The organism is Nocardia jinanensis (assembly GCF_014645735.1).
Lineage (GTDB): Bacteria > Actinomycetota > Actinomycetes > Mycobacteriales > Mycobacteriaceae > Nocardia > Nocardia jinanensis.
The window spans coordinates 219,361-240,010 of sequence record NZ_BMMH01000003.1 but is presented as its reverse complement, the minus strand read 5'-3'; the positions used below and the strand labels follow the sequence as shown (position 1 = coordinate 240,010).

The following is a 20,650-nucleotide window of genomic DNA, read 5'->3' as shown; positions in this document are numbered from 1 at the left end:
TTCGGCGGTTGTACCGCGTAATGGATCGAGAGGTCTCGACCGACCTCTACCCCAGCCAGCTCAACCGCGGGCCGAAGGGGCTGCGCAGCAGTATTCGGGGTGTCTACTGCTGCGCCCGCGGAGGGTGAAGCGGCTGTTCACTTCCTGCCCGAATCCCGCTGATCGTGAACGAGCCATCGACCGACATTCCCTCGGCGACGACTCCGGAACCCGTTGAGGTGATGTCGGTGATCGTCAGCTCGCCGGCGCGCACCTCCTGCAACCGCACGCCCACCACTGCGGCGGCTTGCGGCGCGTGCCGATGTACCGCTACGAGCACCCGCCGCGCGGCCACCAAGAGCTCCTCGTCATCCCCCGCACCGGCCTGCTCGAGTTCCTCGGCGAGCACAGCCCGGCGGTTGTTCGACTCGGGTTGCCGCTCCACTATTTCTACGTCCACTGACTGATACCGGCCACCGATCAGCCGCTTCACCGCCTGGTAGGCATCGGTGACAGCCTGCTCGGCTGCACCGGTCAGTCCTGCTGCTGCGCCAGCGGCCACTGCAGCCACCGCCATCGTCACCGGCTCCATCCCCACCGTCCTCCCGCACTCGGAGCCTCCCAACCTTGACAGATTCACCCACGACCAGGAGGTCAGCCATTGCGGCAGGGAGCAGACCTTCTGCGACGCAGCATATCCCGGCCTCATACGACCATGGGCCTGTTCGCCTTCGCCATCCACAGAAGCCCTGCCGTCTATCTGGGGTGTACTCCAAGTGGACACACCGGCTTTGGGAAGAGTCATAGGGGAGCGACACTAGGCATCGTGGAACCAGCGGCTCGCCCGATGCGTCAAGATCTTCGAGGGTCGGGTACGAGTGGTCGGGAGCGTTATCGAGAGGATTGGGATGACCGAGGGGCAGCAGCCTATCACTGTGGACCCGGCCGCAATGGCCGATGCCGCGACGTTTTTCGGGTCGATGGCGACGACGTTGATCAATGCGGTCAAGGACGTGGACTCCAACATGGAGTATCTGCAGGGTACCTGGCAGTCCGCGGCGGCGACCGCGTATGCCGGCGGTTGGGAAGAGGCGCGCACCGGCGCATTGGAGGTGCTGGAATCGCTGGGGGATATGGCTGAGTTGATGGGGGTGCAGGGGATGGACTTCCAGGGCACCGATTCGGATCTGTCCGGCGATCTGGCCGATAATGCGGCTGCGGCCGCGTCGAGTTCGCTGCGGCTCTAGACGGCGAGGGGCGACACGATGGGTGATCCGGCCAACGGGGGATATCGGGTGGATCTGACGGAGTTGGAAGCGGCGGGGGATCGGCTGGGTAATCTCATCGGGTTCTTGGAGGACTCGCTCGATCAGATCGAGCAACGGGTGGGTGTGCTGCGGCAAAGATGGTCCGGTGAGGCCGCGACCGCCTACGACGACGCGCACGCCGAGTGGCTCGACGGTGTGGGGGACATGAAAGACGGGTTGTTGCGGATGCGTGAGGCTGCCCGCACCGCGCACACCAACTACACCAACGCCGTGACCACGAACGTGGCGATGCTGGGCCGGGGCGCTGCGCCGGAAAGCGGGCAGTGAGCCCGACTACTGTCGACGTCGATCCCCAGGTCTACTACGACGCCGCTACTGCGCTGGGTGCCGCAGCACTGGGGTTCGGTCGCGCTGTCGATAACCGGTGGTCGGCGCTGGCCGATTGCGAGGAGATGGCCGGCTCCTACGACGACGCGAAGGCGTGGGCCACCGACTACGACGCGCGTTGCAACGAAGCCGTCGATACCGCGATGCTGCTGGCCGAGGCCGCCCGCGGCTACGCCATCCTGCTCGGCGAGATGGGCTACAACCATGCGATGGCCGACTGGGCCAGCGTGATCGGCAACACCGCCCCGGAACCGGCCCGGATTCCGGATCCCGACTGGATCTCGATGGTCAACCGGCCGGATCTGCCGTCGGCCGGCGGGCCGGGCAACGGCCTGGTGGCCGAAGGTCTGTCCGGGGCGGTCGATTTGCTCGACGAGATTGGGGTCGTCATCCCCGACGGCAACACCGGCAAGCTCGGTGACGCGCAGCGGTTGTGGGCGGAGATCGCCGTCGACCAAGCGGTCGCGGGCTTCGCCGCCGAGCTGAGCCGTATCGCCGACCTGTTCGCTTCCGTGACCACCAGCGAAGCGGTGTTCGTGGACGAGGACCTGCGCGCGATGGCGGCCGCGGCCACCGACGTGGCCGGCATGGTCGGCGAGATCGCCACCGCGGTCGGCGATCACCTCACCGGGCTGCAAGACCTGCGTAACAAGCTGAAAGACCAGCTCGTCGAGCTCGGTAAGGAGATCGCCACAGAAGTCCTGATCGGTATCGGCCTGTCGGTGGTCACCGCTGGGTTCGGCGCCGCGCTGGCGACCGCTCGCGGCGCGGCCGCGGTCAAGAAGTTCGCCGGTCCGATCCGCGCCCTGGTGGTCACGTTCAAATCGCTCAAGATCGGCAAAGGGGTGAAGACCACCCACAACGCCGCCAGTCACACCCCGACACTGAAGCAGCTGGCTTCCCTCAAACCGAAGAAGGCCGGAACCGAGAAGCCAGCCGGGAAACCATCGACCACACCAGGCCGGCCGAGCCTTTCCCCCGACGATGAGATGGCAATCAACGCGTATACAGGGCAGGACTACCAGTGGATCAACGAGGCGCTGCGCAACCCGCTCGCCGACCCCGACACCTACGCCCAAGCCCGTATCGACGCGCTCAACCAGGCTCTGAGCAAGCTGCCGAACTACGAGGGGCAGGTAGTCCGCCACACCTATCTTCCCGAAGATGTACTGGCCCGGTATCGGGTAGGTGAAGAGATCACCGAAACCGCGTTCACCTCGACATCTCAGAACCCGGCCGGCGCCAGCGAGCTGTTCAAGGGCGTGAGCAACGTCGAGATGCAGATCATTTCCAAAACAGGCAAGGACGTCTCCGGCTTGTCCAAGAGCCCGGAGGAACTGGAAGTGCTGTTCCAGTCCGGCACCCCGTTCGAGGTGGTGCAGCGCTTCACCGATCCAGTGACCGGACGGACCGTGATCCGTATGGTCGAGCAATAGGAGGTATCGCAAATGGCCGAACGCATCGCCGGAAAGATATTCCGGAGCAGGGAAGAAGTGATCGCCTCCGGCGGGAAACCGCTGACCGAGGAGGAACGAGACGCCGCCATAGCTCAGTTCGAAGACTGGGACAAGAACGTTCGCTCCAAAGCCGGCCCCGGCCCCGCCGCGGTCGGGGGGAGGTTTTCCGATGACCTCGCCGGAACCGAGTACGACCCCGATACCCCCGGCATTCCCGACCACATGCGCAAGGACCCCGGCTGGTAAGGACCGCCTCCGGTATACCTCGCTCGAGCGCTCCAGGCCGAAGAAGCAGCCGGGAGCGCTGTCTACCCAGGATGGGTCCCGGTAGTAATCGCGCGAAAAACAACAAAGTCGGCTGGACCAGCAGCGATGGTGCCTCGTTGATGCTCCGGGCACAGTCCGAGGGGTCGCGAGAAGCTCGCATCCGATGAGGGTCCGCAACAGGTGGTGTCCGCAGACCTTCGTTCGCGATACACCGGCCACTGACCAGGCCCAACGCCCATATCCGTTGTTTTTCGGCGAGTTCTACCGGAACCCCGTGCTACCGGGACCCTTGAAGAAAGGGAAGTCCTGCTCTCGTGCTGGTCTGACGATCACCTGAGCAGTCTCACAGGGGGCGATCGGCCCCGAGGCAACTCGCCCTCCCGCAAGCTCAGAGCGGCAGGCTTGCTCCTACGTACTCACGAATCAAAGGCATGAGCGTGGGTTGCAGTGCGTCTCCGATCTCGGTGGGATTTCCGAGTATGCCTTCGACCACGCATCGGGCGGCCGATGCGGCCAGGTCCGCGAGCTGGATGGATGGATGTTCGCGTGAATCCCCCGTCCAGAACTCCGCCACGCGGGTACGTGGGACGTGGCCTGCGAAGTCCGAGTGGACGTGCCACATCAGGGGAAATGACTCTTGGACAAACTCGGGGGTGAAGAGCTTCTGCTCGTCGTGCAGGAACCGCACGGGGCCGTGATCGGCGTACGCGTGGTGCATCGTCATCGGCAGCATGGTGACGAGCGGATCCAGGCCAGGGAACAGTGGAGAATGGCGCTGCGCGGTGGAAAGCACGAGCGCTTCGGCGTGAGCGTGGGTTCGCAACAGGATGTCGAGCAGTGGTTCGACAGACCGCCGATGACAGCGCCACCGTGCTTGATTGAGCCGGGCGAAGAACAAATCGACGGTTTCCTTCTCGCCTCCGCCCCGTTGGGTAGCCCTTGCCAGGCTGACGAAGGCCGCCATCAAGGGCTCCCACAGGTCCCCGAGTCCTCGAGGACCGTCGAGGAAGAAAGTTACAGCCAACTGCCGTGCGGACCCATCGGCATAGAGGTCGATTCCTTGCTCATGAGTCAGTTCCTCGACAAGCAAGTCGATCATCTTGGAGACGATCAAAAAGCGTTTATCGGCAACGGTGATGACGACACGGTCCTCCAGAGCACCGCCGGGCGCCAACGCGCTGACCAGGACTTCCCTGCCGCGTCTGGTTTTGAACTGTGCGAACTTCGCTTCGGGAGATTGGGTGGCTCCTGCCTGCTGCCGTAGGTCGGCGAGAAGAGGACCGGCGGTTACGTCGTCGATGCGCACCGAGGCGTGCGCGAACACACCCTGCGGGTCGGACAGGTTTTCGCCCGAGGCGCCGGACTCGTCTGCTGCCACCCAGACGGGACCTGTGTTGTCGAAGGTCGGGGTGTCTGCCCACAGCGGCCAGGCGGGGTCTACAACCTTCATTAGCCGGGGGTGGATTCGAGGGACTGGACGCGCTTGAGGTAGCGGTGCAGCGAGGTCTTGGGGATCCCCGTCTTAGTTGCGATCTGGCCGAGGCTCTTGCCCTGCTCGTGCAGAAGTCGGGCGTACTCCAGATGGCCGCGGCTGGCCACTCGTGTGCGGCAGGTCATTCCGTGAGGTTACGGCCAGGGTCGCCGGGTGGCAGGTTGTGCGCTTTGTAGTTCGGCGTTGATCTGCTGGGCTTCGGCGAGCACCGACCCCGGACAAACCCGCTGCCGCCCAGGCTCGGCCACCTCGCGTAACGCGGCGCGGGCCATGGCGAGCTGGGGCCACGCCGAGTTTGCGGGGTTCCGGTAGAACTCGCCGAAAAACAACGGATATGGGCGTTGGGCCTGGTCAGTGGCCGGTGTATCGCTAACCCCCGAGGAGTTGGCGTTGCCGCGTACACGGCACGCGTTACAGGTTCGACCTGCGGAAATACATTGCTGCTGAGGGTGTATCGCGAACGAAGGTCTGCGGACACCACCTGTTGCGGACCCTCATCGGATGCGAGCTTCTCGCGACCCCTCGGACTGTGCCCGGAGCATCAACGAGGCACCATCGCTGCTGGTCCAGCCGACTTTGTTGTTTTCGCGCGATTACTACCGGGACCCCTTTTCGCCAGTGCGTCACCCGGTACTCGACATCGGCGACGACGCGAACCGGATCCACGTGGTCTCACACCGGACCGGCACGGCTCTTCGATTCTGGTCAGGCGGGGTCAGGCGGGGTTTCGGCGTTGGTGATCAGACGGAGGACGGGGCGCTTGTCGGGCTGGCCGAGGAGTTCACGGAGGCGTTTGGGGCGCCAGTGAAGTTCTCGGGCGAGGCTGGCGAGAGTGAGAGTGCCGTGCGTTTCGGCGAGTTCGAACGCTTTGGACAGCAGGGTGGGGACCTCACCGGGATGGTGGGTGACGGGGTCGTCGCCGAGCATGCCGATCTCGTAGAGGTGGTGCAGGCGCTGGTAGGCGCGACGGGCCACGGCATCGGAGATGGCACCGGTCTCTCGGGAGCGGTAGACCAGCGATTTGATCGACACACCCCACTCGTGACTGAGCTGTCCGAGGGCTTTGACATCGAAGCGGCGCGGGAGCAGGCCGGTGATCTGGTCGGCGGGGGTGAGGAATTCGGCGGCGAAGGCGTCGGCTTCGCGTTCCTGATCGAGGTCGCCGGGGGCCGCGTCGCGGTGCAGGACGAGGTGGCCGAGTTCGTGAGCGGCGGTGAACCGGTGCCAGCACACGTCGTCGCCGCGGTCGGGTGTCAGCACGATCGTGGGGCGCGGCATGCGGGAGGTGGAGAAGGCGTTGACGGTGGGGGTGTCCTCACCGGCGAAACGCACCATGGTGGTGACGATCCCGCGCATCTCCAAGGTGCGCACCAGGTGCGGGATCGGCCCGCGTCCCAGTGCCCAGTGGGCCCGCAACGCGCGGGCGGCCTCGGCCGGAGTATCGCCGAGATGGGTCGGGTCATCGGGCAGGAACCCGGGCAGGTCGATCGCGGGGAACTGGACGTGTTTCTCCAGCGCATAGGCCAGCTCCCACACCTGCTGGGCGAAAGCGACGGCCTTGGCCCGCTGTGCTGCTTTGGTCGAGCGCAGACTGCGGAAATGCGCGCCTGCGCCGTCGAGTTGGGCCAGGGGCCGGCCCGCGGCGAAGAACTCGACGGGGACATCGAGGACCTCGGCCGCCCGGCTCAGGTGGTCCGGGCGCGGCGGGGAAGTACGTGACTCCCACTGGCTCACCGCCGCACCCGAAATCCCGATCTGCGCGGCCAGAGCCGCCTTCGTCAGCCCGGCGAGCTGACGGGCCTGGGTCAAGCGAGCCGGGTCGAACGCCACCGCGATATCGGAAGCCGAAATCGCGGTGGCGGTGTCACTGGAGAACAGATCCAGGGGTGGGCGTTCAGTCATCGCTTCCGGTCTCGGGTTGTGGTGTCGGCGGATGCCCGCCATCGGGTGAGGTCAGTGGCGTACGCGGTGCCAGGTCGAACTCGCCCAACGGGGCCTGATCCCAGCGAGGACCCGTGCCGGTCTTCGGACCTGGAACAGGCGCGGGCCCGGCGGGGCGCACGAATCCCTCACCGGTGTCCGTGTCGGCGACCGGGGGGATCTGCTCGAGGTGTTTCCAGTTCAACCGGCCTTGGTCATCGGCTTGAGAGGCCTCGCCCCAGTAGACGCGCAGCACACCGGAGAGCGGATTGCTGGCGTAGGCGATGAGGACCAGCCGACCCGCCTCCACCGCGTCGGCGAGGAAGGTATCCACATCCTCGAAGGCGGCGTCGAGTTCTTCCTGAGTGAGGTGGGCCTGCTCGATGCTGAGCTGGTCCTCCGGCTCCTGAGTGAGCGCCAGCAGGTTCTCCCGCAGCTTCGACATCGTCATCTTCGCTACTTCCACCGGCGTGTGCGCGTCGTCGGCGAACTTCCACGGATACAAGATGACGTTGGTATCGCCGACCACGACCAGCTCGTAGCGGGCGCGCGCCGGCTTGATCCGCCGTGCATCCGACACCACTTCCTCGACCGCGATACCCAACTCGTCGTGCTGCACCAGCCAGATCAGGCCGTAGCCGTCATTGCTGTTCAGCCCCAACCCCTCGTAAGCAGCCAGGGCGCGCTGATGAGCCGCCTGCAATCCGCGCCAGATCGCGCGGCGCAACGGTAGAGCGTGCACACCGAAACGATCGGTCTCCCACTCGGTGGGTGCCGCCTGCTCGCTCATGAATACCTCCCCTAACACCGCCCGCTCACTTACGAATCAAAATTCGCACGCAGCGTAGCACTTAAGATTTGCGCATCATCTGCGCAACGCCGACAGGGCGCCATCTTCCATATTCAGGCTTCACACGACCGGCAGGGTCCGAATGGCCTCACCTGCAACGGGTTCCGTGTTTCACGACGGCCTAAACCGGATGAGGCTGTACCGCAGAGAAACGGCACCGGAGAGACGAGGTGCCTGGTCAGCGAGCCGGGCACGCTGCTTCCGGGTCGTGGCCGGACAGGATCAACGACCCGAACGAGGTGTTCACCGATCCAGCCCGGCGCTCGTCGTGCGGGCCCGGCGCCACGTTCCTGCTGCTGGCGGAACTGCTGCTGGAGCTACCAGGCCCGCTGGGCCAGGTGAACGAAGACGCGCCCTGGTTGGGGTTCCGGTAGTAATCGCCGAAAAAACAACGGATATGCCCGTTCTACCTGGTCGGTGCAGCCACAAAGAAGAGGTTGAACGGGTCGGAGTGGGCTCCCGGCAGTGGTCTCATCAGTAGATACGGCATATCCGCCCGATTTTCGGCGGATGCTCGCATCGTCAGCGGCACCGCACCACGCACGTAAACCCACTGGAACCGAAATACTCCGCCATCACCGCTGGCCCAGCCATATGTGTTGTTTTTCGCGCGATTACTACCTGGACCCCGACGTGGTCGATATCGACATCGGCGGAGTCGGTAACGGTCTGCTCGTCATAGGGCGAATACCACTCACCGGCGGTGGGCCGGCACTGCTCGTCGACACTTACCCCGGATCCGTCGCGCTGCAGCACCGTCTCGCGGGCGGTGCATCCGTCGGAGACAGTGCTCCAGTGCGGGAACTGCTCGCGCGAGTATCCGGCCATCGACGATTTCGCGGCGATGGTGAGGCCGTCCAGCATCGCGCGGGCAGCCGCGGGATCCGGAATCCCCGGAGGCTCGGCATGCGCGGTGGTCGGCTGCACCACCACGGTGAGTGCACCGGCGCACACCAGCACCCGCGCCGCGTTCCGCATTCTCGACATCCCGGGCCTCCTACCTCGACGGGAAAGGTTCGGCCGCAGCACCATATCCGTCCACGGCAACACCTCGGTGCACCCGAACCGACGCGGCGGTGTCGCGCCGACACCGAAACAGTCACCACCATTCGGCTCACTTATCGGCGGCCTACCCGGAGGAACCTGCGCGCCAGTAGAACGGCGAACACCAGGACGGACAGGGTCCCGGTGAAGGACTCGATCACGAGTAGGAGTTGCGCGGCTCCGGAGAAGTCGCCGGTGTCTCCGATTCCGAGGGGGGTGAAATAGTTGATGAAAGCCGCCTGGACTGTCGTCGACACGGAGACCGCCCCGGTAAGGAACACGAGCAGGGCGGCGAACACGATGATCTGGATGACCATCCAGCTCAGCATCCGGGCTGGCAGGTAGCCGTATCCGCAGAGTATGTCGACGGTGGACATGGCGAGCTTCTGAAATCCTGGCGGTAGTGCGTTGCATTGGGAGCGGGCGGACAGGAGTTCGCATCGTTCCTGTTGGCCGGCTTCTTCGTTCTGGTAGTGCACGATCGCTGCCCGCCGATAGGCGAAGGCGGCGTGGGTGAACAGGCCGTATTTCAGCATCCATTCTCCAGCCCGCTCGTAGAACTCGGCGAGCAGGCTCTTTTCGGTGTAGTTGAGGCGCACGGGCCCGTGGAACTCGACTTCGGCGGCCAGCAGAGCGGCGAAATATTCAGCAGGGATGCCCGGGCGCGGTTCAGTCGCGCCGGGTTGTGGGGACACCGAAGCGACATCTCGCACGGAGTCGGCTTCGAAGTAGATATCGGCCAGTACGAGGTTGTTGCGGATCCGGCGAGTGCTGGGCGGGTCGTAGACCTCGAGAACCAGGCTCACCAGGTCGTGAAGTTTTTCCAGACTGCCCTCTTCCAGATATCGCCGGTGGGTTCGTGGTTCGGCGTAGAAACCGTCGACGTCCTGCGCGTAGGACTGCGCGTACTCGGTGATCAGAGCCCGCACATCCGCGCCGGCCGTGGCCGTTCGGCGTGGTTCCTCGTCGTCTGTCGGATCGGAGGCCAGCCCACTGTCATCGGTGCCCGCAGTGTCGGTTGTGGGGGCCTCGGTGTCGGCGTCGCGTATATCGCGCGCCGCGCGCCACCGCTGTTGCCACATCGCCAGATCGAAGCGCGGCGCGTCGACGACCATGCCGTCTTCGACTGCGGCTCTGCGGCAGGCGTCGACGAACGCCAGTACGGTCGCGATCGAGGGCAGCCGTTTGCCCCGGATCGCGTCCGAGGCGGTCGTACTCGGCAGCGATATCGCTCGACCTGCCGAGGAGTCGGTGTCCCGCAACTTCGACAGGTTCTGGATCCGGGCGAAGCTGGGTTTCCCCGCGTGGTTGCGCAGGTCGGCCAGCGCCGCCGCGAAGTCCTCGATCGCGCGTTGTGCGCCCCCGGCCATCACAGCGCACATTCTGCCAAGCCTCCACTGCGGCAGACGCTCACGATGCCAGCCCCCACATGACCGTGGCCGCGGCGAGAGCCAGGGCCACCACCAAGACACACAGTCGCATCGTGGTGCCCCAGTCCCTCATCGCCGCCCGCACCGTCGTGCCGATCTCTTTCCACATATCGCCTCCTCGGGGTGTTATGGATCCCATTCCAGAGCCGAACGCCGACGCAGTCACCCTCCTCGGCCGGACTCGGCCGCCCCTCGGCCGGACTCGGACGAAACCGGCGAATCTCGGACGAAACCGGCCGAGGTCCAGCGAAAGACGCCGAACCGAGACCGGATACGGTCGCACGCACCGCCGCAGCTGAAACACAACCGAGCCATTCTATGTACAGAAATACGTCCATCAACTTGTACATATTTCTGTACATAACGGATAGTGTGGGGATATGACCTTCCCGAACGTGTTGCCCGTGAGTGAATTCCGCGCAGCGGTGACCAAACTGATCAAAGACGTGGCCGCCAATCCCGGGCGCCGCGTGTATGTGGGCCAGCACCGCAAACCGGAAGCGGTGCTGATGGGGGTATCGGCGGAGATGCCGCCACGGGTCCGCCAGGGCCTGCTCGACACGTACTTCACCTGGCTGGTCGAGAGCGAACCCAAGAGCTGGGATGCCGAGGGGAAAATGCTGCACATCGGCGACGCCTTCGGCCATGTGTTCGCGTATCTGTGGCGCGGTGACCAGGACGAAGCCATGGAATACCTGGAGCAGTACATCCAGGGGATACGCCGCCGCGAGGACGCCCCCACGGTGCACAGCCTCGAAGACGTACTCGGCGCAATGCAGTTCGCCATCGACCTGACCGACGAGGAGTACGGCGCGATCTGCACCCGAGCCCGCGCCGACCTGGCCGGCCGCTACCCCGACCCCACCGCCGGGTAGTGGGTGCGTCATGGCCAGACTGATGTCGGTGTCCCTGACCGAACCGCAGGTCAGGGCCCGCAGCAAAACCGTCACCCGCCGAATGGGCTGGCACGTACTCGAGCCCGGCGACCGGCTGACCCTGTGCCGCAAGGTGATGGGCCGACGCCGCGGCGAACCGTTGGTACGGATCGTGGACGTGCGGGTGCTCGCGGTCCGCCGGGAACGCCTCGACGAGATCACTCCCGATGAGGTCCGGGCCGAAGGCTTCCCGGAGATGACTCCGGCCGAATGGTGGACAGGGGATCAAGCAGCTGTAGCTGCCGCGGAGAGTGAATGTTCGTAAGCGATCGGGCTGATCATCCCGATCGCGGAGTGACGGCGCCGAGTGTTGTACCAGTGCATCCATTTGTCAACCGCGGCAACGAGTTCAGCCTTCGTGGCGTAGACGTGCCGGTAGTAGTGTTCGTATTTGAACGTCGACCACAGCGATTCCGCGCCGGCGTTGTCCCAGCAGATCCCGGTAGCGCCCATCGACCGGTGAAGGCCATGGCGATGACAGGCCGCTGCCATGGCCGACCTTCTCACCGGCCTCGCGCAGATCAGCGGTGATCCGCGGGGCACCGTAGGTGCCGTCGGATTCCCGGTGATGGGCCATGATCTTGACTGCCAGATCCGCGCGTCGCTGCACCGCGGGTGTCAACATCCTCGACCGGCAGCGTTTCCGGTACTCGTAGTATCCGGACCTGGACACATTCAACAGTCGCGCCATCCGCGCGACGTCCTCACCAGCAGCGCCGGTGAACGCATCGGGGGCGGCGTACTCTGTCATCAGCTCGAACCGGGCCGGTTCTGCTGCATCGCGGCAAAGTACGCCGAAGCTTTTTTCAGGAACGCGATGTCTTTGTCCTGCTCGGCGACTTGCTTGCGTAACCGCAGCAACTCCGCCCGCTCGGCACCGGACAACGGCTGTTCACGATGCATCGCGGCCGCTTCGATGCGACGGCGTTCATCGGCGACCCAGCGGCCCAGCAGGCTCTCGTGCACACCGAGTTCTCGCGAGACTTCGGCGACCGTGCGACCGGAATTGATCACCCGATGAGCAGCCTCGACCTTGTACTCGGTCGTGAACGACCGACGCTTGCGAGACACAGCAGACATCCTTCCGCAGGATCAACGATCCTGCTAACTCGGTGTCCACTACCCGGGGTGAGCCTCACTCTTCGAGGTTCAGCGCCGAGAGGGGTGTGGACGATCTCCGTAGTTGCCGCCGGCATCGGCGGGCATGGGTCCGTTGCCCCGGAACAAGTGTCGTCCGCCCAGGTCGGAGCTAGGATCTTCACGCATTGATTGTTCACTCGAGATCGGCGTTTCGCGCCGGAATCCATACTCCGGGTGCACCGTCGCCGACGGGTGACAATCGGACCAGGGCCACTTCGCCGCGGGTCGTCGCGGCGCGTGCTCGGCGACCGCACCAGGACTCTCCTTCGATGCGAACGTGAGAATGACCCCCGGGCACAGCAATCGGCGAGTAACGCTTCGCAAGTGACGTGCGACACATAATCGGCGCGGGCGATGAGATCTCGGCATGCCACCCGTCTGACCCACGGAGTTCGAAACGAGCGAGGAGATCGAAAATGGCGACCACCCCGAAGGGCCCCGCGTCCTACTTCCCGTCCATCGAGGCCAAGTACGGGCGGAGTATCGAGGAGTGGAAAGCCGTCCTGCGTGATGCCGGCTCGTCGGCGCACAAAGAACTCGTCGAATTGCTGAAGTCCGAACACGGTTTCGGGCACGGACATGCCAACGCACTCGTCCAACACCACCTCCACCCCGAGAAGTGGGCGGCCGCCTGATCCGGCTCCCGCGGGAGTGGTGACGCATACGAGGGGTGCTGCGGGCTGTCCCGCATCGTTGTCGGATGCTCCCGCGGGGACCGGACCGGGTAGCGCTGTGCTTCGTGACGGACGTGTCACCGGCTGGGCTGTCTCCGTGTGTACAGATCAGCCGAGCCGGAATCCGGCTGCCTCGGTGGCGATCATGGTCGTCGCGGTGATCTCCGGCGTAACGACCTCTTTCCGCTGCCCAGGCGCGGAAATCGGCGACCCGATCGAAAACCGCCGACGCGACTGCGGCCCGAGCGGTCGACGATCGATCTGCGGTTCGCGGCTACCGTCGGATTGCGCTCACGCCTCCGGCGGGAGTATCGGTGGTGAGAAGACCTCCTCCAGCGGGATGGGGCCGGTGTAGCGGCGGCAGTTGCAGCCGACCCATTCGCGCAGGCCGTGCATACCTCTACGGGAGAGCTCGGCGTGGCATTTGCCGGTCTCACGGTCGTGTAGCGCCAGGTCGTGGCCGCAGCCGCAGCGGGCGGTGAGTTTCGCCCCCGACCCGGCTCGCCGCCTCGGCCCGAATCGGCCGCCTACCCAGCCGATTGCGATAAGGCCGGCGCCGACCGCGAGGCTCAGTGGATCCATTGAAGAAGTATACGTATACGCATAGATCGCGATAGTCGGAAACGAGATCGTGCGTCTTCACCACTGAATACTCGGTACACACCTGGACGGAGGCGGCCTACCGGCTCCTGGATATCGAGCGCGGGGTGCCCGAGGTCTTCGACTCGACCTACGATGTGCGCGTTGCCGGCCGCGACCAGCCGCTTGCGCGACAGCGAGGTGGTGGACATTCCGGGCCCGGCGTTCCTGCGCGACTACTCCTGCGCAAACTGGAGTCAACCGAAATCGGTGAACTGCTGGAAGAAATCGGTCTCGTCGCGAAGAAACGCTGAGGCGCTCTTCGGTTGCCGCTACACCCGCACGTCATCGGACGCGGTGGGCGGTGGCTTGATGACACCGACTATATCGCCGGAGTTGATCCCGTACTTCAGGCGTTGCACCCGATCGCTGGAATTGCCTTCGATGGTGTGGATCGTCCCACCGTTGACGGATTCCACGATTCCGATGTGGTCGGGAGTGCCGTCGCCTTCCCAGTCGAACACGATCAGATCGCCTGCCTGGGCCTGTGCGGTGCTGGGTCTCTGCAAGCCCATGGCGCCGGCGTCGTTCCAGACAGAGGGTACGTAGTCGTAGTCGGTCCAGCTGACGTCGTAACCTGCTTCCTTCCATACCCAGCTGGTGAACGCCGCGCACCAGGCACTGTTGTTGTTGTAGGGCTTGTTGCCGAACGCCGCATCGGTTTCCCTGGTCCCGACTTCTCCGTTGGCCACGGCGAGAGCCTTGCCGATCGGATCGTCCGGATCGGTCACCCGGTAGCTGGCATTGCTGACCGAGGGCGGCCGGTAGGCGTTGCCCGCCGAGGGGACGGCGCCGGAGGAAAGGCCGTTGGTGCGGTATTGGTGTGGGACGTTCGGCAGCGATCCATCGATCTCGCGAGCCTGGTGGTCGATATCGTTCGCTGCGGTCTCGACCTCCCAGTGGACCTTGTTGGCGGACTCCAGGAGTGCCTGCAGCAGATCGACCTCCGCGGCAGGGGTCAGATGCCAGGCGCCGTCCGGGGTTTGGAACTTGCTGTGTTCCTTCCCGAGTGTTCTCCGCAACTCGTCGGCGATTTCCACGATGTTCTTGTACGTCGTGTTCGAGGTAGTCAACGCGTTGAGCTTGGAGCTGTCGATGTTCTTGTTCTTCTGGTCGAGATCCGCCGTCAGGGCATTCACGTCCTGCTGTTTGCTGTTGTACTTCTCGACCATGACGGACTCGTCTTCCGGCTGCTCCAAGTCCTCCTCGCCGGGCAGCCCTTTATTGTCGAGCCACTCGTTGAAATCCGGTGCGCTCCCCGGGTCGCCTGAAGCCAGCAGCAATATCGACCGGTTGATGTGCTCCTCGACGGCGTCGATGATGGCGTTCAGACCCCCGCTGGCACCAGAGGGGTGGGGCAGGGGATCGATCTCGAGCTTTTCGGCTGTGGTCGGACTCATCGGATGCTTCTCTCTGCGCCGGCCGTACAGCCACGACAACGGATACCGGATGTCGCCGGCTCCAAGCATCCTTTCCGCCTCGGAGCCGAACCATACTGCGTTATAGCACGATTTACGGACATTCCCGGCACCGAGAATTACGGGCGCCCGCCCATCCGGTGGCTGTGCCCCGCTCGGATTCGAACGGCCGACGGCGCATCCCGTCGGTGGGTGATCCGGGTCCCCACCCGGCACGCGGCTTAGTATCGGGCACCCGACGCAGGAGGTTCCGTGAAACAGCAGGCGCACTTCTTGACGATCGCGACGGCCGACCTCGACGCGGCCCGCCGGTTCTACGTCGACGCACTCGGCTGGAAGCCGCTGCTCGATGTCCCGGACGAGATCATCTTCTTCCAGATCGCCCCCGGCCTGGTGCTGGGGTTCTTCCACGCGGACAAGTTCAACGCCGATATCTCCGACGGTTCCGATCGCGCTCCGGTATCGGGTCTGACCCTCTCGCACAATGTCGGAAGTCGTGACGAAGTGCGCATTACGGTCGACGCCATGGCCGGCGCGGGCGGCACCATGCTCAAACAGCCCACGGAAAGCGAATTCGGCGGGGTGTTCAACGGTCACGTCGCCGACCCCAACGGCGTCGTCTGGGAAATCGCGTACAACCCCGCGTGGCGGATCGACCCGGACGGTTCTGTCGTATTGAGTTGACACCCGACAGGGCCGGAACACGCTGTCGCCGTGCGGCGACCCGGAATGCGGACCGACTCCGGCGCCGGGTCGCCGCACCGTAGTCTTCCGGATACCGCGGCACCGGGCACGGTGCACACCGGAACGAGGAATCGGAGTTGGACACATGGTGATTCGGGAACGGCTGGGTCCGGCCGCGGTCGATACCACGCCCGTATACGGGGAGCCGTTCGAGACGGCGGACGGCGCTATTGTCATCACTGTCTCGCGCCGCGGCAGCTTTCCCGGTTCGGCGGTGCGACCCGCGGGAATCTTCGTGGTTCGCGACAGTGCCGCCACCTGGGTTCCGGCGGTGGACGTCAACCGGATAGCGCAGCTGGGCGAATGGATCGGGTTGCTCGCCGCCGTGATCGCCGCGCTCGCAGTGCTGCGGCGCCCGCCGTGGCCGGACCTCTCCTATCGGCGCGGCTGCTGAACCGGCACGGCGGACCGATCCCGCCGTCGGAGCTTCGGCCGGTTGCCGCGATCGGATCGGCTACACCGGGCCGGATTCCCGATCGCGCGAGATCATCGCCCGGCCCGGCGCGCCTGGGCCAGTAGCTCGATCGCCCGCGGTCCGAACCCGTGCAGTGGTAACAACTCCTCGAGTCGTTCGGGCAGATCGGCGATCGTCCGGTACCCGGCGTCGATCAGCGCTCCGGTCGCCGGTCTGCCGATCCTCACCCCGTCGAAGACAGGTCCACGATCCTCGGTGCTCACGCCGCGAATCTACCCGGCCCCGAGAGAGGGGCAGCCGAATCGACGCGCGGAGACAGGTTCTTCGTCGTGACGGTGCGCGGCTGGGTCTCGATACGCGTCGCCGACGAGAACCTGTGGGCACGGCGGGATATCCGACGGACCGCCTGGTCACCGTCGCGCCGTCGGAAGCTTCCGGTGTGGATCCCACCTCGCGTATCCCGGCGCCGGGTCGCGCGCGTCGTGAGGAGGCACAGTGCTTACTTCGTCTTGCGCGCGGTATGCCATAGGCTCTATGGTTCATTACATGAGTAGTGAACCACTCAACGAGGGAAGGTGAGGACCCGTGCTCGCGGACGGTAAACCGCTCTTCCTGCAGATCGCGGAGATGGTCGAGAACTCGATCGTCGACGGATCACTGCCCGAAGAGGCGCAGGCGCCGTCGTCGAACGAGCTCGCGGCCTTCCATCGGATCAACCCGGCGACAGCGGCCAAAGGCCTGAACCAGCTGGTGTCGGACGGGATTCTGTACAAGAAACGAGGGATCGGCATGTTCGTCACCGCCGGTGCGCGCGGTGCGCTGCGGCTGCGGCGCACAGAGCGATTCGCTCAGCAGTACATCGACCCGCTCATCGCCGAAGCCGACAAACTCGGTATGGGCATCGACGAACTCAAGACACTGCTCGACCAACGGGAGGGGACCCGGTGAACACGACCTTCATCGACCCGGCACTCGATAAGGCGGTACTCGCCCGCGCCCGCGGGGTGACCATGCGGTTCGGTTCGGTCACCGCGCTCGACGATATGACCTTCGATCTGCGCGAGAACACCATCTACGGCCTGCTCGGCCGCAACGGTGCCGGGAAGACCACGCTCATGCAGGTACTCACCGGGCAGATGTTCCAGACGTCGGGGGAGGTCCGGATCAACGGCGAGGTCCCGCACGAGAACGCCGAGGTGTTGCGCTCGGTGTCGTTCATCAAGGAAAGCCAGGCGTATCCGGCCGATTACAAGGTCGAGCATGTGCTGCGCGCCGCCCGGTACCTGCTGCCGAACTGGGACGAGGACTTCGCCCGCGAACTGGTGCGCGATTTCGATCTGCCCACCGACCGCAAGGTGAAAAAGCTCTCCCGCGGTATGACCTCCGCGCTCGGCGTGATCGTCGGCCTCGCATCCCGCGCCCCGCTGACCTTCTTCGACGAACCGTACCTCGGCCTGGACGCCGTGGCCCGCCGGCTCTTCTACGACCGGCTGCTCGCCGACTACACCGAGCATCCGCGCACCGTGGTGCTGTCCACCCATCTGATCGACGAGGTGGCCGATCTGCTCGAACACGTGTTGCTGATCGACCGCGGCCGGCTCGTCGCCGACGCCTCCGCCGACGAATTGCGCGACTCCGCCGTCACGGTTTCCGGACCGACCTTCGATATCGACCGTTTCCTCGCGGGCCGGCCGGAACTCCGCCGCGAATCGCTGGGCACGCAGAGCCGGGTGCTGCTGCGAACCACCGACAACGCCACGGACACCCGGCACGCGAAAACTCTGGGGCTGCTGGTGGAACCGGTCTCGTTGCAGCAATTCATTGTCGAAACCACACCCCTGCACGGCAAGGAAAACTCATGATCGCCCGCGCTCTCGACGTGTCCCGGATCCACACGGTGGCGTGGCCACTGCTGATCGCCTGGCCGCTGGCGATCCTCTTCGCTGCCTTCGCGATCCCGTGGGTGATCTTCGCCCTCATCGACGCCACCGATGCGAACACGACCGGCAGTATCTACTCGATCCTCGGTGTGACCATGGCCTTCTACATGGGCGCGATGACGCAGACCTTCCCCTTCGCTCTCGGCCTCGGCGTCACCCGCCGCGACTTCTTCACCGCCACCGTCCTGGTCGGTGCCGGGCAGGTGGCCGGCATTTCACTGCTGCTGTGGGTCCTGGCCGTTATCGAGGACCACACCGACGGGTGGGGTGTGCGGATGGAGATGTTCGGCCTCCCGGCCGATTTCACCGACAGCCGGCTGACCCAGCTGGCCACCTATGCGGCGTTTCTGGGGCTGGTCGCCTGTGTGAGCCTGTTCCTCGGCGCGGTCTATCAACGCTGGCGTGTGACCGGCCTCTACACGGCGGGTGCGGTGTTCCTGCTCGTCGGCGGCCTCGCCGCCATCGTGGTGTCCTGGCAGCGCTGGTGGCCCGAGGTGGGTTCCTGGTTCGCCGATACACCCCGGGCGGTGCCGATGGTGGTGCTACCGACCGTGCTCGCGCTGGCCTCGCTGATCGGTGCCTGGCTCACCATTCGTCGCGCGACGGCCTGACCACGGCTGCGCGAGGGCGGGTCGGCCCGGGATCGCGAAGGCGGTGTATCGGGCAACCGGAAGGGTCTCGACCGCCGCCGCGGCCGGGGCCCGCATCTGCGCCTTACCGGTCGGCTCCGGCGCCGCAATGTGTTCTACCCGTTTCCCTCTCCACCCTGTTTCACGAATGTGAGCCCGGCGGCTTCCGGTTCAGGTAGTGCGATTCGAGATGTCGCCAGGCTGCGTCGGGCGCGACGGGAGCCGAAGGGTCGGTGACCGCGGTGAGCAGTCCGACCAGGGCCCACGACAGGGTCGTCACGGTGAGGTCGTCGATCTCCGGACCGGGCCGCTCGGCGAAATGTTCGCGCAGAATCACAGCGACACTGTGCCGATAGCCGCGCAGAGCGGTGATGGACGCCTTCGGGCCGATAAGGGGCTGGTACACCTGCGGGTATCCGGCGGCGAGCGCCAGCATCACTCGGACCGGCGCCCACTGCCCCCGATCGGGGGAACGGGCGATCTCCGCACGGAGATGCTCGGCGCAGCTCACCACCAGCAGATCGTCCTTGTCGCGGTAGTGGGCATAGAAGGTGGACCGGCCGACATCGGCCCGCGCGATCACATCGCTGACGGTGATGCGCTCGTAGGCCCGCTCCATCATCAGTTCGATAAGGCTCCGGTGCAGCGCGTTCCGGGTGCGGCGGACCCGGCGGTCCGGTTCGTCCACAGCCTCTCCTCTCTGTCCGGGGACGGCTGAACAGTTTCCGCGGATCTGTACGGAAACGGACGGAACAGCTGGTACTGATCCTGGCCGTCGCGGGGTCGACCGCCGACGATCGAACCATGACATCTTCTACTTCAACGGCCCGCACACCCATGTTCGTCGATGATCCGGGTACTGGACTGGTCATCGCGGGTATGCGCCGCTACAACCTGTTCACCACAGTGTGGTTCCTCGGTCGGCATCGGCGACTGCTCGCCGAACTGGTCCGGACGAGTGGTGCGAGCCCAGGAGACGATGCTGTCGATATCGGTTGCGGTCCGGGCAAACTGGCCCGTGCCCTGGGACGGCGCGTAGGAGCGCGGGGTAGCGTGGCCGGTATCGACCCGTCTGCCGCGGCCGTGGCATACAACCGGCGTCGCGACGACCGCCCGAATCATCGCTATATCCAGGCCCCGGCGCAAGCCCTGCCCCTTGCCGACGCCTCCGTCGACCTGGTGATGTGTACCTTCGTCATGCACCATATTCCCGAGGGACACCGTGAAGCGGCGATATCCGAGATGTGGCGAGTCCTGCGGCCAGGAGGCCGGCTCCTGCTGGCCGATACCCACCCGACCCGATGGGTGCGATTCTTGTTCGGCCGATCCGCGCCTCGGCCCGGCGACTCCTTCGACGCTATCGACATCCGCCGCTACACACCGTCGTTGCATTCGGTCGGCTTCACTGACGTCGACTATGCCGTCGGCAGGCATAGGACCGGTATTATGACTGCGTTCAAACGGAATTAGCGGCAGCTGCCTCGCCCGTGTCTCCGGTGAAATCGATCGGTCGGGGCGGCAGGGGACATCTGATGCCGTGCTCAGTCGGCCGGTCGCTGCGCGTTAGCCCGGAGGCTCCCGGTTCTGCATCGTCCCCGGTTCCCGCGACCGGTTCGGTCGATCGCAGGTGGGCGCTGCGTAAGGTACCGATCCGAGGCTGTTCCCGTCATTGTCGGCGGCTTCCGATGTCGGCGCCGAGGTGTGGAGGTCCGAATCGGGCAGCGGCCCTACAGCCCTAGCCATCTTCCCCCCTTTGGGAAGTTTTCGTATGGTGGTTTGGTTAGCCTTTCTCAGGAGGAGGTTTTTCATGGTGAGGGGTTTGGGCAGCGTTGGTCACGCCGGTGATCCCCGGCCGGACTGCCGGGGGAGCGTATGACCGATCGGCATCCGGTGACTGTTTTCGTCTTGGAGCAGAGTCGCGCGTTGATACGAGCGGCAGACGAGATGCTCGATCGGGTTGATCGGATCCGGGCGCGACTCCCTTCTCCGAGTGGCCGAGTGATTCCGGAGGTCGACGGCCTC

General features: G+C 65.2%; 30 protein-coding genes. 15 read left to right on the top strand and 15 right to left on the bottom strand.

Annotated elements, in window-relative coordinates:
- Positions 1-103: 103 nt before the first annotated feature.
- Positions 104-571: a Het-E N-terminal domain-containing protein gene (locus IEY68_RS09915; protein ID WP_058855833.1), complete on the bottom strand. Its 468-nt coding sequence runs from the start codon at positions 569-571 to the stop codon at positions 104-106.
- 316 nt (positions 572-887) lie between these two features.
- On the opposite strand from IEY68_RS09915, the gene IEY68_RS09910 reads away from it, so the two are divergent.
- The 4 genes from IEY68_RS09910 to IEY68_RS09895 all read left to right on the top strand — a co-directional run bounded on the left by IEY68_RS09910 (position 888) and on the right by IEY68_RS09895 (position 3,337).
- The gene (locus tag IEY68_RS09910) at positions 888-1,226 is read left to right on the top strand and encodes a WXG100 family type VII secretion target (protein ID WP_156426279.1); all 339 of its coding nucleotides are present in this window, start codon (positions 888-890) and stop codon (positions 1,224-1,226) included.
- A gap of 18 nt (positions 1,227-1,244) precedes the next feature.
- On the top strand, positions 1,245-1,574 hold the full coding sequence (locus tag IEY68_RS09905; RefSeq protein WP_058855835.1) for a WXG100 family type VII secretion target: 330 nt from the start codon (positions 1,245-1,247) through the stop codon (positions 1,572-1,574).
- A gap of 203 nt (positions 1,575-1,777) precedes the next feature.
- On the top strand, positions 1,778-3,070 hold the full coding sequence (locus IEY68_RS09900; RefSeq protein ID WP_156426280.1) for an ADP-ribosyltransferase: 1,293 nt from the start codon (positions 1,778-1,780) through the stop codon (positions 3,068-3,070).
- Between the two features lie 12 nt (positions 3,071-3,082).
- Positions 3,083-3,337 (top strand): hypothetical protein, encoded by a 255-nt coding sequence (locus IEY68_RS09895; protein ID WP_058855837.1) that lies wholly within the window; start codon positions 3,083-3,085, stop codon positions 3,335-3,337.
- Positions 3,338-3,746: 409 nt separating this feature from the next.
- Here IEY68_RS09895 and IEY68_RS09890 read toward each other — a convergent pair whose 3' ends face one another.
- The 4 genes from IEY68_RS09890 to IEY68_RS09875 all read right to left on the bottom strand — a co-directional run bounded on the left by IEY68_RS09890 (position 3,747) and on the right by IEY68_RS09875 (position 7,560).
- On the bottom strand, positions 3,747-4,808 hold the full coding sequence (locus IEY68_RS09890) for a hypothetical protein (RefSeq protein ID WP_062998501.1): 1,062 nt from the start codon (positions 4,806-4,808) through the stop codon (positions 3,747-3,749).
- The gene (locus IEY68_RS37060) at positions 4,808-4,975 is read right to left on the bottom strand and encodes a helix-turn-helix domain-containing protein (protein WP_199804962.1); all 168 of its coding nucleotides are present in this window, start codon (positions 4,973-4,975) and stop codon (positions 4,808-4,810) included. The genes IEY68_RS09890 and IEY68_RS37060 overlap by 1 nt, the downstream gene beginning before the upstream one ends.
- Positions 4,976-5,555: 580 nt before the next feature.
- Entirely contained in the window at positions 5,556-6,752 is a 1,197-nt protein-coding gene (locus IEY68_RS09880; protein WP_058855840.1) for an XRE family transcriptional regulator, read from the bottom strand.
- Complete coding sequence (locus IEY68_RS09875) at positions 6,745-7,560, bottom strand: hypothetical protein (protein ID WP_058855841.1); 816 nt, start codon at positions 7,558-7,560, stop codon at positions 6,745-6,747. The genes IEY68_RS09880 and IEY68_RS09875 overlap by 8 nt, the downstream gene beginning before the upstream one ends.
- Before the next feature lie 230 nt (positions 7,561-7,790).
- On the opposite strand from IEY68_RS09875, the gene IEY68_RS09870 reads away from it, so the two are divergent.
- Positions 7,791-7,994, top strand: a complete 204-nt coding sequence (locus IEY68_RS09870) for a hypothetical protein (protein WP_156426282.1) — start codon at positions 7,791-7,793, stop codon at positions 7,992-7,994.
- Between the two features lie 148 nt (positions 7,995-8,142).
- On the opposite strand, the gene IEY68_RS09865 is transcribed toward IEY68_RS09870, so the two are convergent.
- The 3 genes from IEY68_RS09865 to IEY68_RS36730 form a co-directional block, all read right to left on the bottom strand.
- The gene (locus IEY68_RS09865) at positions 8,143-8,607 is read right to left on the bottom strand and encodes a hypothetical protein (RefSeq protein WP_156426283.1); all 465 of its coding nucleotides are present in this window, start codon (positions 8,605-8,607) and stop codon (positions 8,143-8,145) included.
- A gap of 131 nt (positions 8,608-8,738) precedes the next feature.
- The gene (locus tag IEY68_RS09860) at positions 8,739-10,046 is read right to left on the bottom strand and encodes a hypothetical protein (RefSeq protein ID WP_058855843.1); all 1,308 of its coding nucleotides are present in this window, start codon (positions 10,044-10,046) and stop codon (positions 8,739-8,741) included.
- A gap of 28 nt (positions 10,047-10,074) precedes the next feature.
- Entirely contained in the window at positions 10,075-10,203 is a 129-nt protein-coding gene (locus tag IEY68_RS36730; RefSeq protein ID WP_267886581.1) for a hypothetical protein, read from the bottom strand.
- A 271-nt stretch (positions 10,204-10,474) separates the two neighbouring features.
- On the opposite strand from IEY68_RS36730, the gene IEY68_RS09855 reads away from it, so the two are divergent.
- Positions 10,475-10,969 (top strand): type II toxin-antitoxin system Phd/YefM family antitoxin, encoded by a 495-nt coding sequence (locus IEY68_RS09855; RefSeq protein WP_058855844.1) that lies wholly within the window; start codon positions 10,475-10,477, stop codon positions 10,967-10,969.
- 28 nt (positions 10,970-10,997) lie between these two features.
- A complete protein-coding gene (locus tag IEY68_RS09850) occupies positions 10,998-11,294 on the top strand; it encodes an ASCH domain-containing protein (RefSeq protein ID WP_156426284.1) in 297 nt (98 codons plus the stop codon).
- Here IEY68_RS09850 and IEY68_RS37055 read toward each other — a convergent pair.
- From IEY68_RS37055 to IEY68_RS09835, 3 genes are read right to left on the bottom strand one after another with little or no spacing between them, the layout of a single operon-like run.
- The gene (locus tag IEY68_RS37055; protein ID WP_189094194.1) at positions 11,255-11,482 is read right to left on the bottom strand and encodes an integrase core domain-containing protein; all 228 of its coding nucleotides are present in this window, start codon (positions 11,480-11,482) and stop codon (positions 11,255-11,257) included. The genes IEY68_RS09850 and IEY68_RS37055 overlap by 40 nt on opposite strands.
- Positions 11,379-11,780 (bottom strand): IS3 family transposase, encoded by a 402-nt coding sequence (locus IEY68_RS09840; RefSeq protein ID WP_058855846.1) that lies wholly within the window; start codon positions 11,778-11,780, stop codon positions 11,379-11,381. The genes IEY68_RS37055 and IEY68_RS09840 overlap by 104 nt, the downstream gene beginning before the upstream one ends.
- Entirely contained in the window at positions 11,780-12,100 is a 321-nt protein-coding gene (locus IEY68_RS09835; protein WP_058855847.1) for a transposase, read from the bottom strand. The genes IEY68_RS09840 and IEY68_RS09835 overlap by 1 nt, the downstream gene beginning before the upstream one ends.
- A gap of 485 nt (positions 12,101-12,585) precedes the next feature.
- On the opposite strand from IEY68_RS09835, the gene IEY68_RS09830 reads away from it, so the two are divergent.
- Positions 12,586-12,804 (top strand): DUF4287 domain-containing protein, encoded by a 219-nt coding sequence (locus IEY68_RS09830; RefSeq protein WP_058855848.1) that lies wholly within the window; start codon positions 12,586-12,588, stop codon positions 12,802-12,804.
- A gap of 330 nt (positions 12,805-13,134) precedes the next feature.
- Here the strand turns inward: IEY68_RS09830 and IEY68_RS09825 are convergent, their stop codons facing one another.
- Positions 13,135-13,425, bottom strand: a complete 291-nt coding sequence (locus tag IEY68_RS09825) for a hypothetical protein (RefSeq protein ID WP_058855849.1) — start codon at positions 13,423-13,425, stop codon at positions 13,135-13,137.
- Positions 13,426-13,550: 125 nt separating this feature from the next.
- Between IEY68_RS09825 and IEY68_RS09820 the strand changes: the two genes are divergently transcribed.
- On the top strand, positions 13,551-13,736 hold the full coding sequence (locus IEY68_RS09820; protein WP_058855850.1) for a hypothetical protein: 186 nt from the start codon (positions 13,551-13,553) through the stop codon (positions 13,734-13,736).
- Positions 13,737-13,754: 18 nt separating this feature from the next.
- Here the strand turns inward: IEY68_RS09820 and IEY68_RS09815 are convergent, their stop codons facing one another.
- Positions 13,755-14,882 (bottom strand): CHAP domain-containing protein, encoded by a 1,128-nt coding sequence (locus IEY68_RS09815; RefSeq protein WP_189094193.1) that lies wholly within the window; start codon positions 14,880-14,882, stop codon positions 13,755-13,757.
- Between the two features lie 270 nt (positions 14,883-15,152).
- Here IEY68_RS09815 and IEY68_RS09810 point away from each other — a divergent pair, with 270 nt between their 5' ends.
- Together IEY68_RS09810 and IEY68_RS09805 are read left to right on the top strand one after the other, a co-directional pair.
- Complete coding sequence (locus tag IEY68_RS09810; RefSeq protein WP_058855852.1) at positions 15,153-15,584, top strand: VOC family protein; 432 nt, start codon at positions 15,153-15,155, stop codon at positions 15,582-15,584.
- Between the two features lie 145 nt (positions 15,585-15,729).
- Positions 15,730-16,038, top strand: a complete 309-nt coding sequence (locus tag IEY68_RS09805; RefSeq protein ID WP_058855853.1) for a hypothetical protein — start codon at positions 15,730-15,732, stop codon at positions 16,036-16,038.
- A 92-nt stretch (positions 16,039-16,130) separates the two neighbouring features.
- Here the strand turns inward: IEY68_RS09805 and IEY68_RS09800 are convergent, their stop codons facing one another.
- The gene (locus tag IEY68_RS09800; RefSeq protein WP_189094192.1) at positions 16,131-16,322 is read right to left on the bottom strand and encodes a helix-hairpin-helix domain-containing protein; all 192 of its coding nucleotides are present in this window, start codon (positions 16,320-16,322) and stop codon (positions 16,131-16,133) included.
- A 364-nt stretch (positions 16,323-16,686) separates the two neighbouring features.
- Between IEY68_RS09800 and IEY68_RS09795 the strand changes: the two genes are divergently transcribed.
- The 3 genes from IEY68_RS09795 (at position 16,687) to IEY68_RS09785 (ending at position 18,610) form a co-directional block, all read left to right on the top strand.
- Complete coding sequence (locus tag IEY68_RS09795) at positions 16,687-17,007, top strand: GntR family transcriptional regulator (protein WP_373292966.1); 321 nt, start codon at positions 16,687-16,689, stop codon at positions 17,005-17,007.
- 62 nt (positions 17,008-17,069) lie between these two features.
- Entirely contained in the window at positions 17,070-17,921 is an 852-nt protein-coding gene (locus tag IEY68_RS09790; RefSeq protein WP_082681504.1) for an ABC transporter ATP-binding protein, read from the top strand.
- Positions 17,918-18,610 (top strand): hypothetical protein, encoded by a 693-nt coding sequence (locus tag IEY68_RS09785; RefSeq protein ID WP_058855857.1) that lies wholly within the window; start codon positions 17,918-17,920, stop codon positions 18,608-18,610. The genes IEY68_RS09790 and IEY68_RS09785 overlap by 4 nt, the downstream gene beginning before the upstream one ends.
- Before the next feature lie 160 nt (positions 18,611-18,770).
- On the opposite strand, the gene IEY68_RS09780 is transcribed toward IEY68_RS09785, so the two are convergent.
- On the bottom strand, positions 18,771-19,316 hold the full coding sequence (locus IEY68_RS09780) for a TetR/AcrR family transcriptional regulator (RefSeq protein ID WP_058855858.1): 546 nt from the start codon (positions 19,314-19,316) through the stop codon (positions 18,771-18,773).
- A gap of 116 nt (positions 19,317-19,432) precedes the next feature.
- On the opposite strand from IEY68_RS09780, the gene IEY68_RS09775 reads away from it, so the two are divergent.
- The gene (locus tag IEY68_RS09775; RefSeq protein WP_058855859.1) at positions 19,433-20,098 is read left to right on the top strand and encodes a class I SAM-dependent methyltransferase; all 666 of its coding nucleotides are present in this window, start codon (positions 19,433-19,435) and stop codon (positions 20,096-20,098) included.
- Positions 20,099-20,650: the final 552 nt, after the last annotated feature.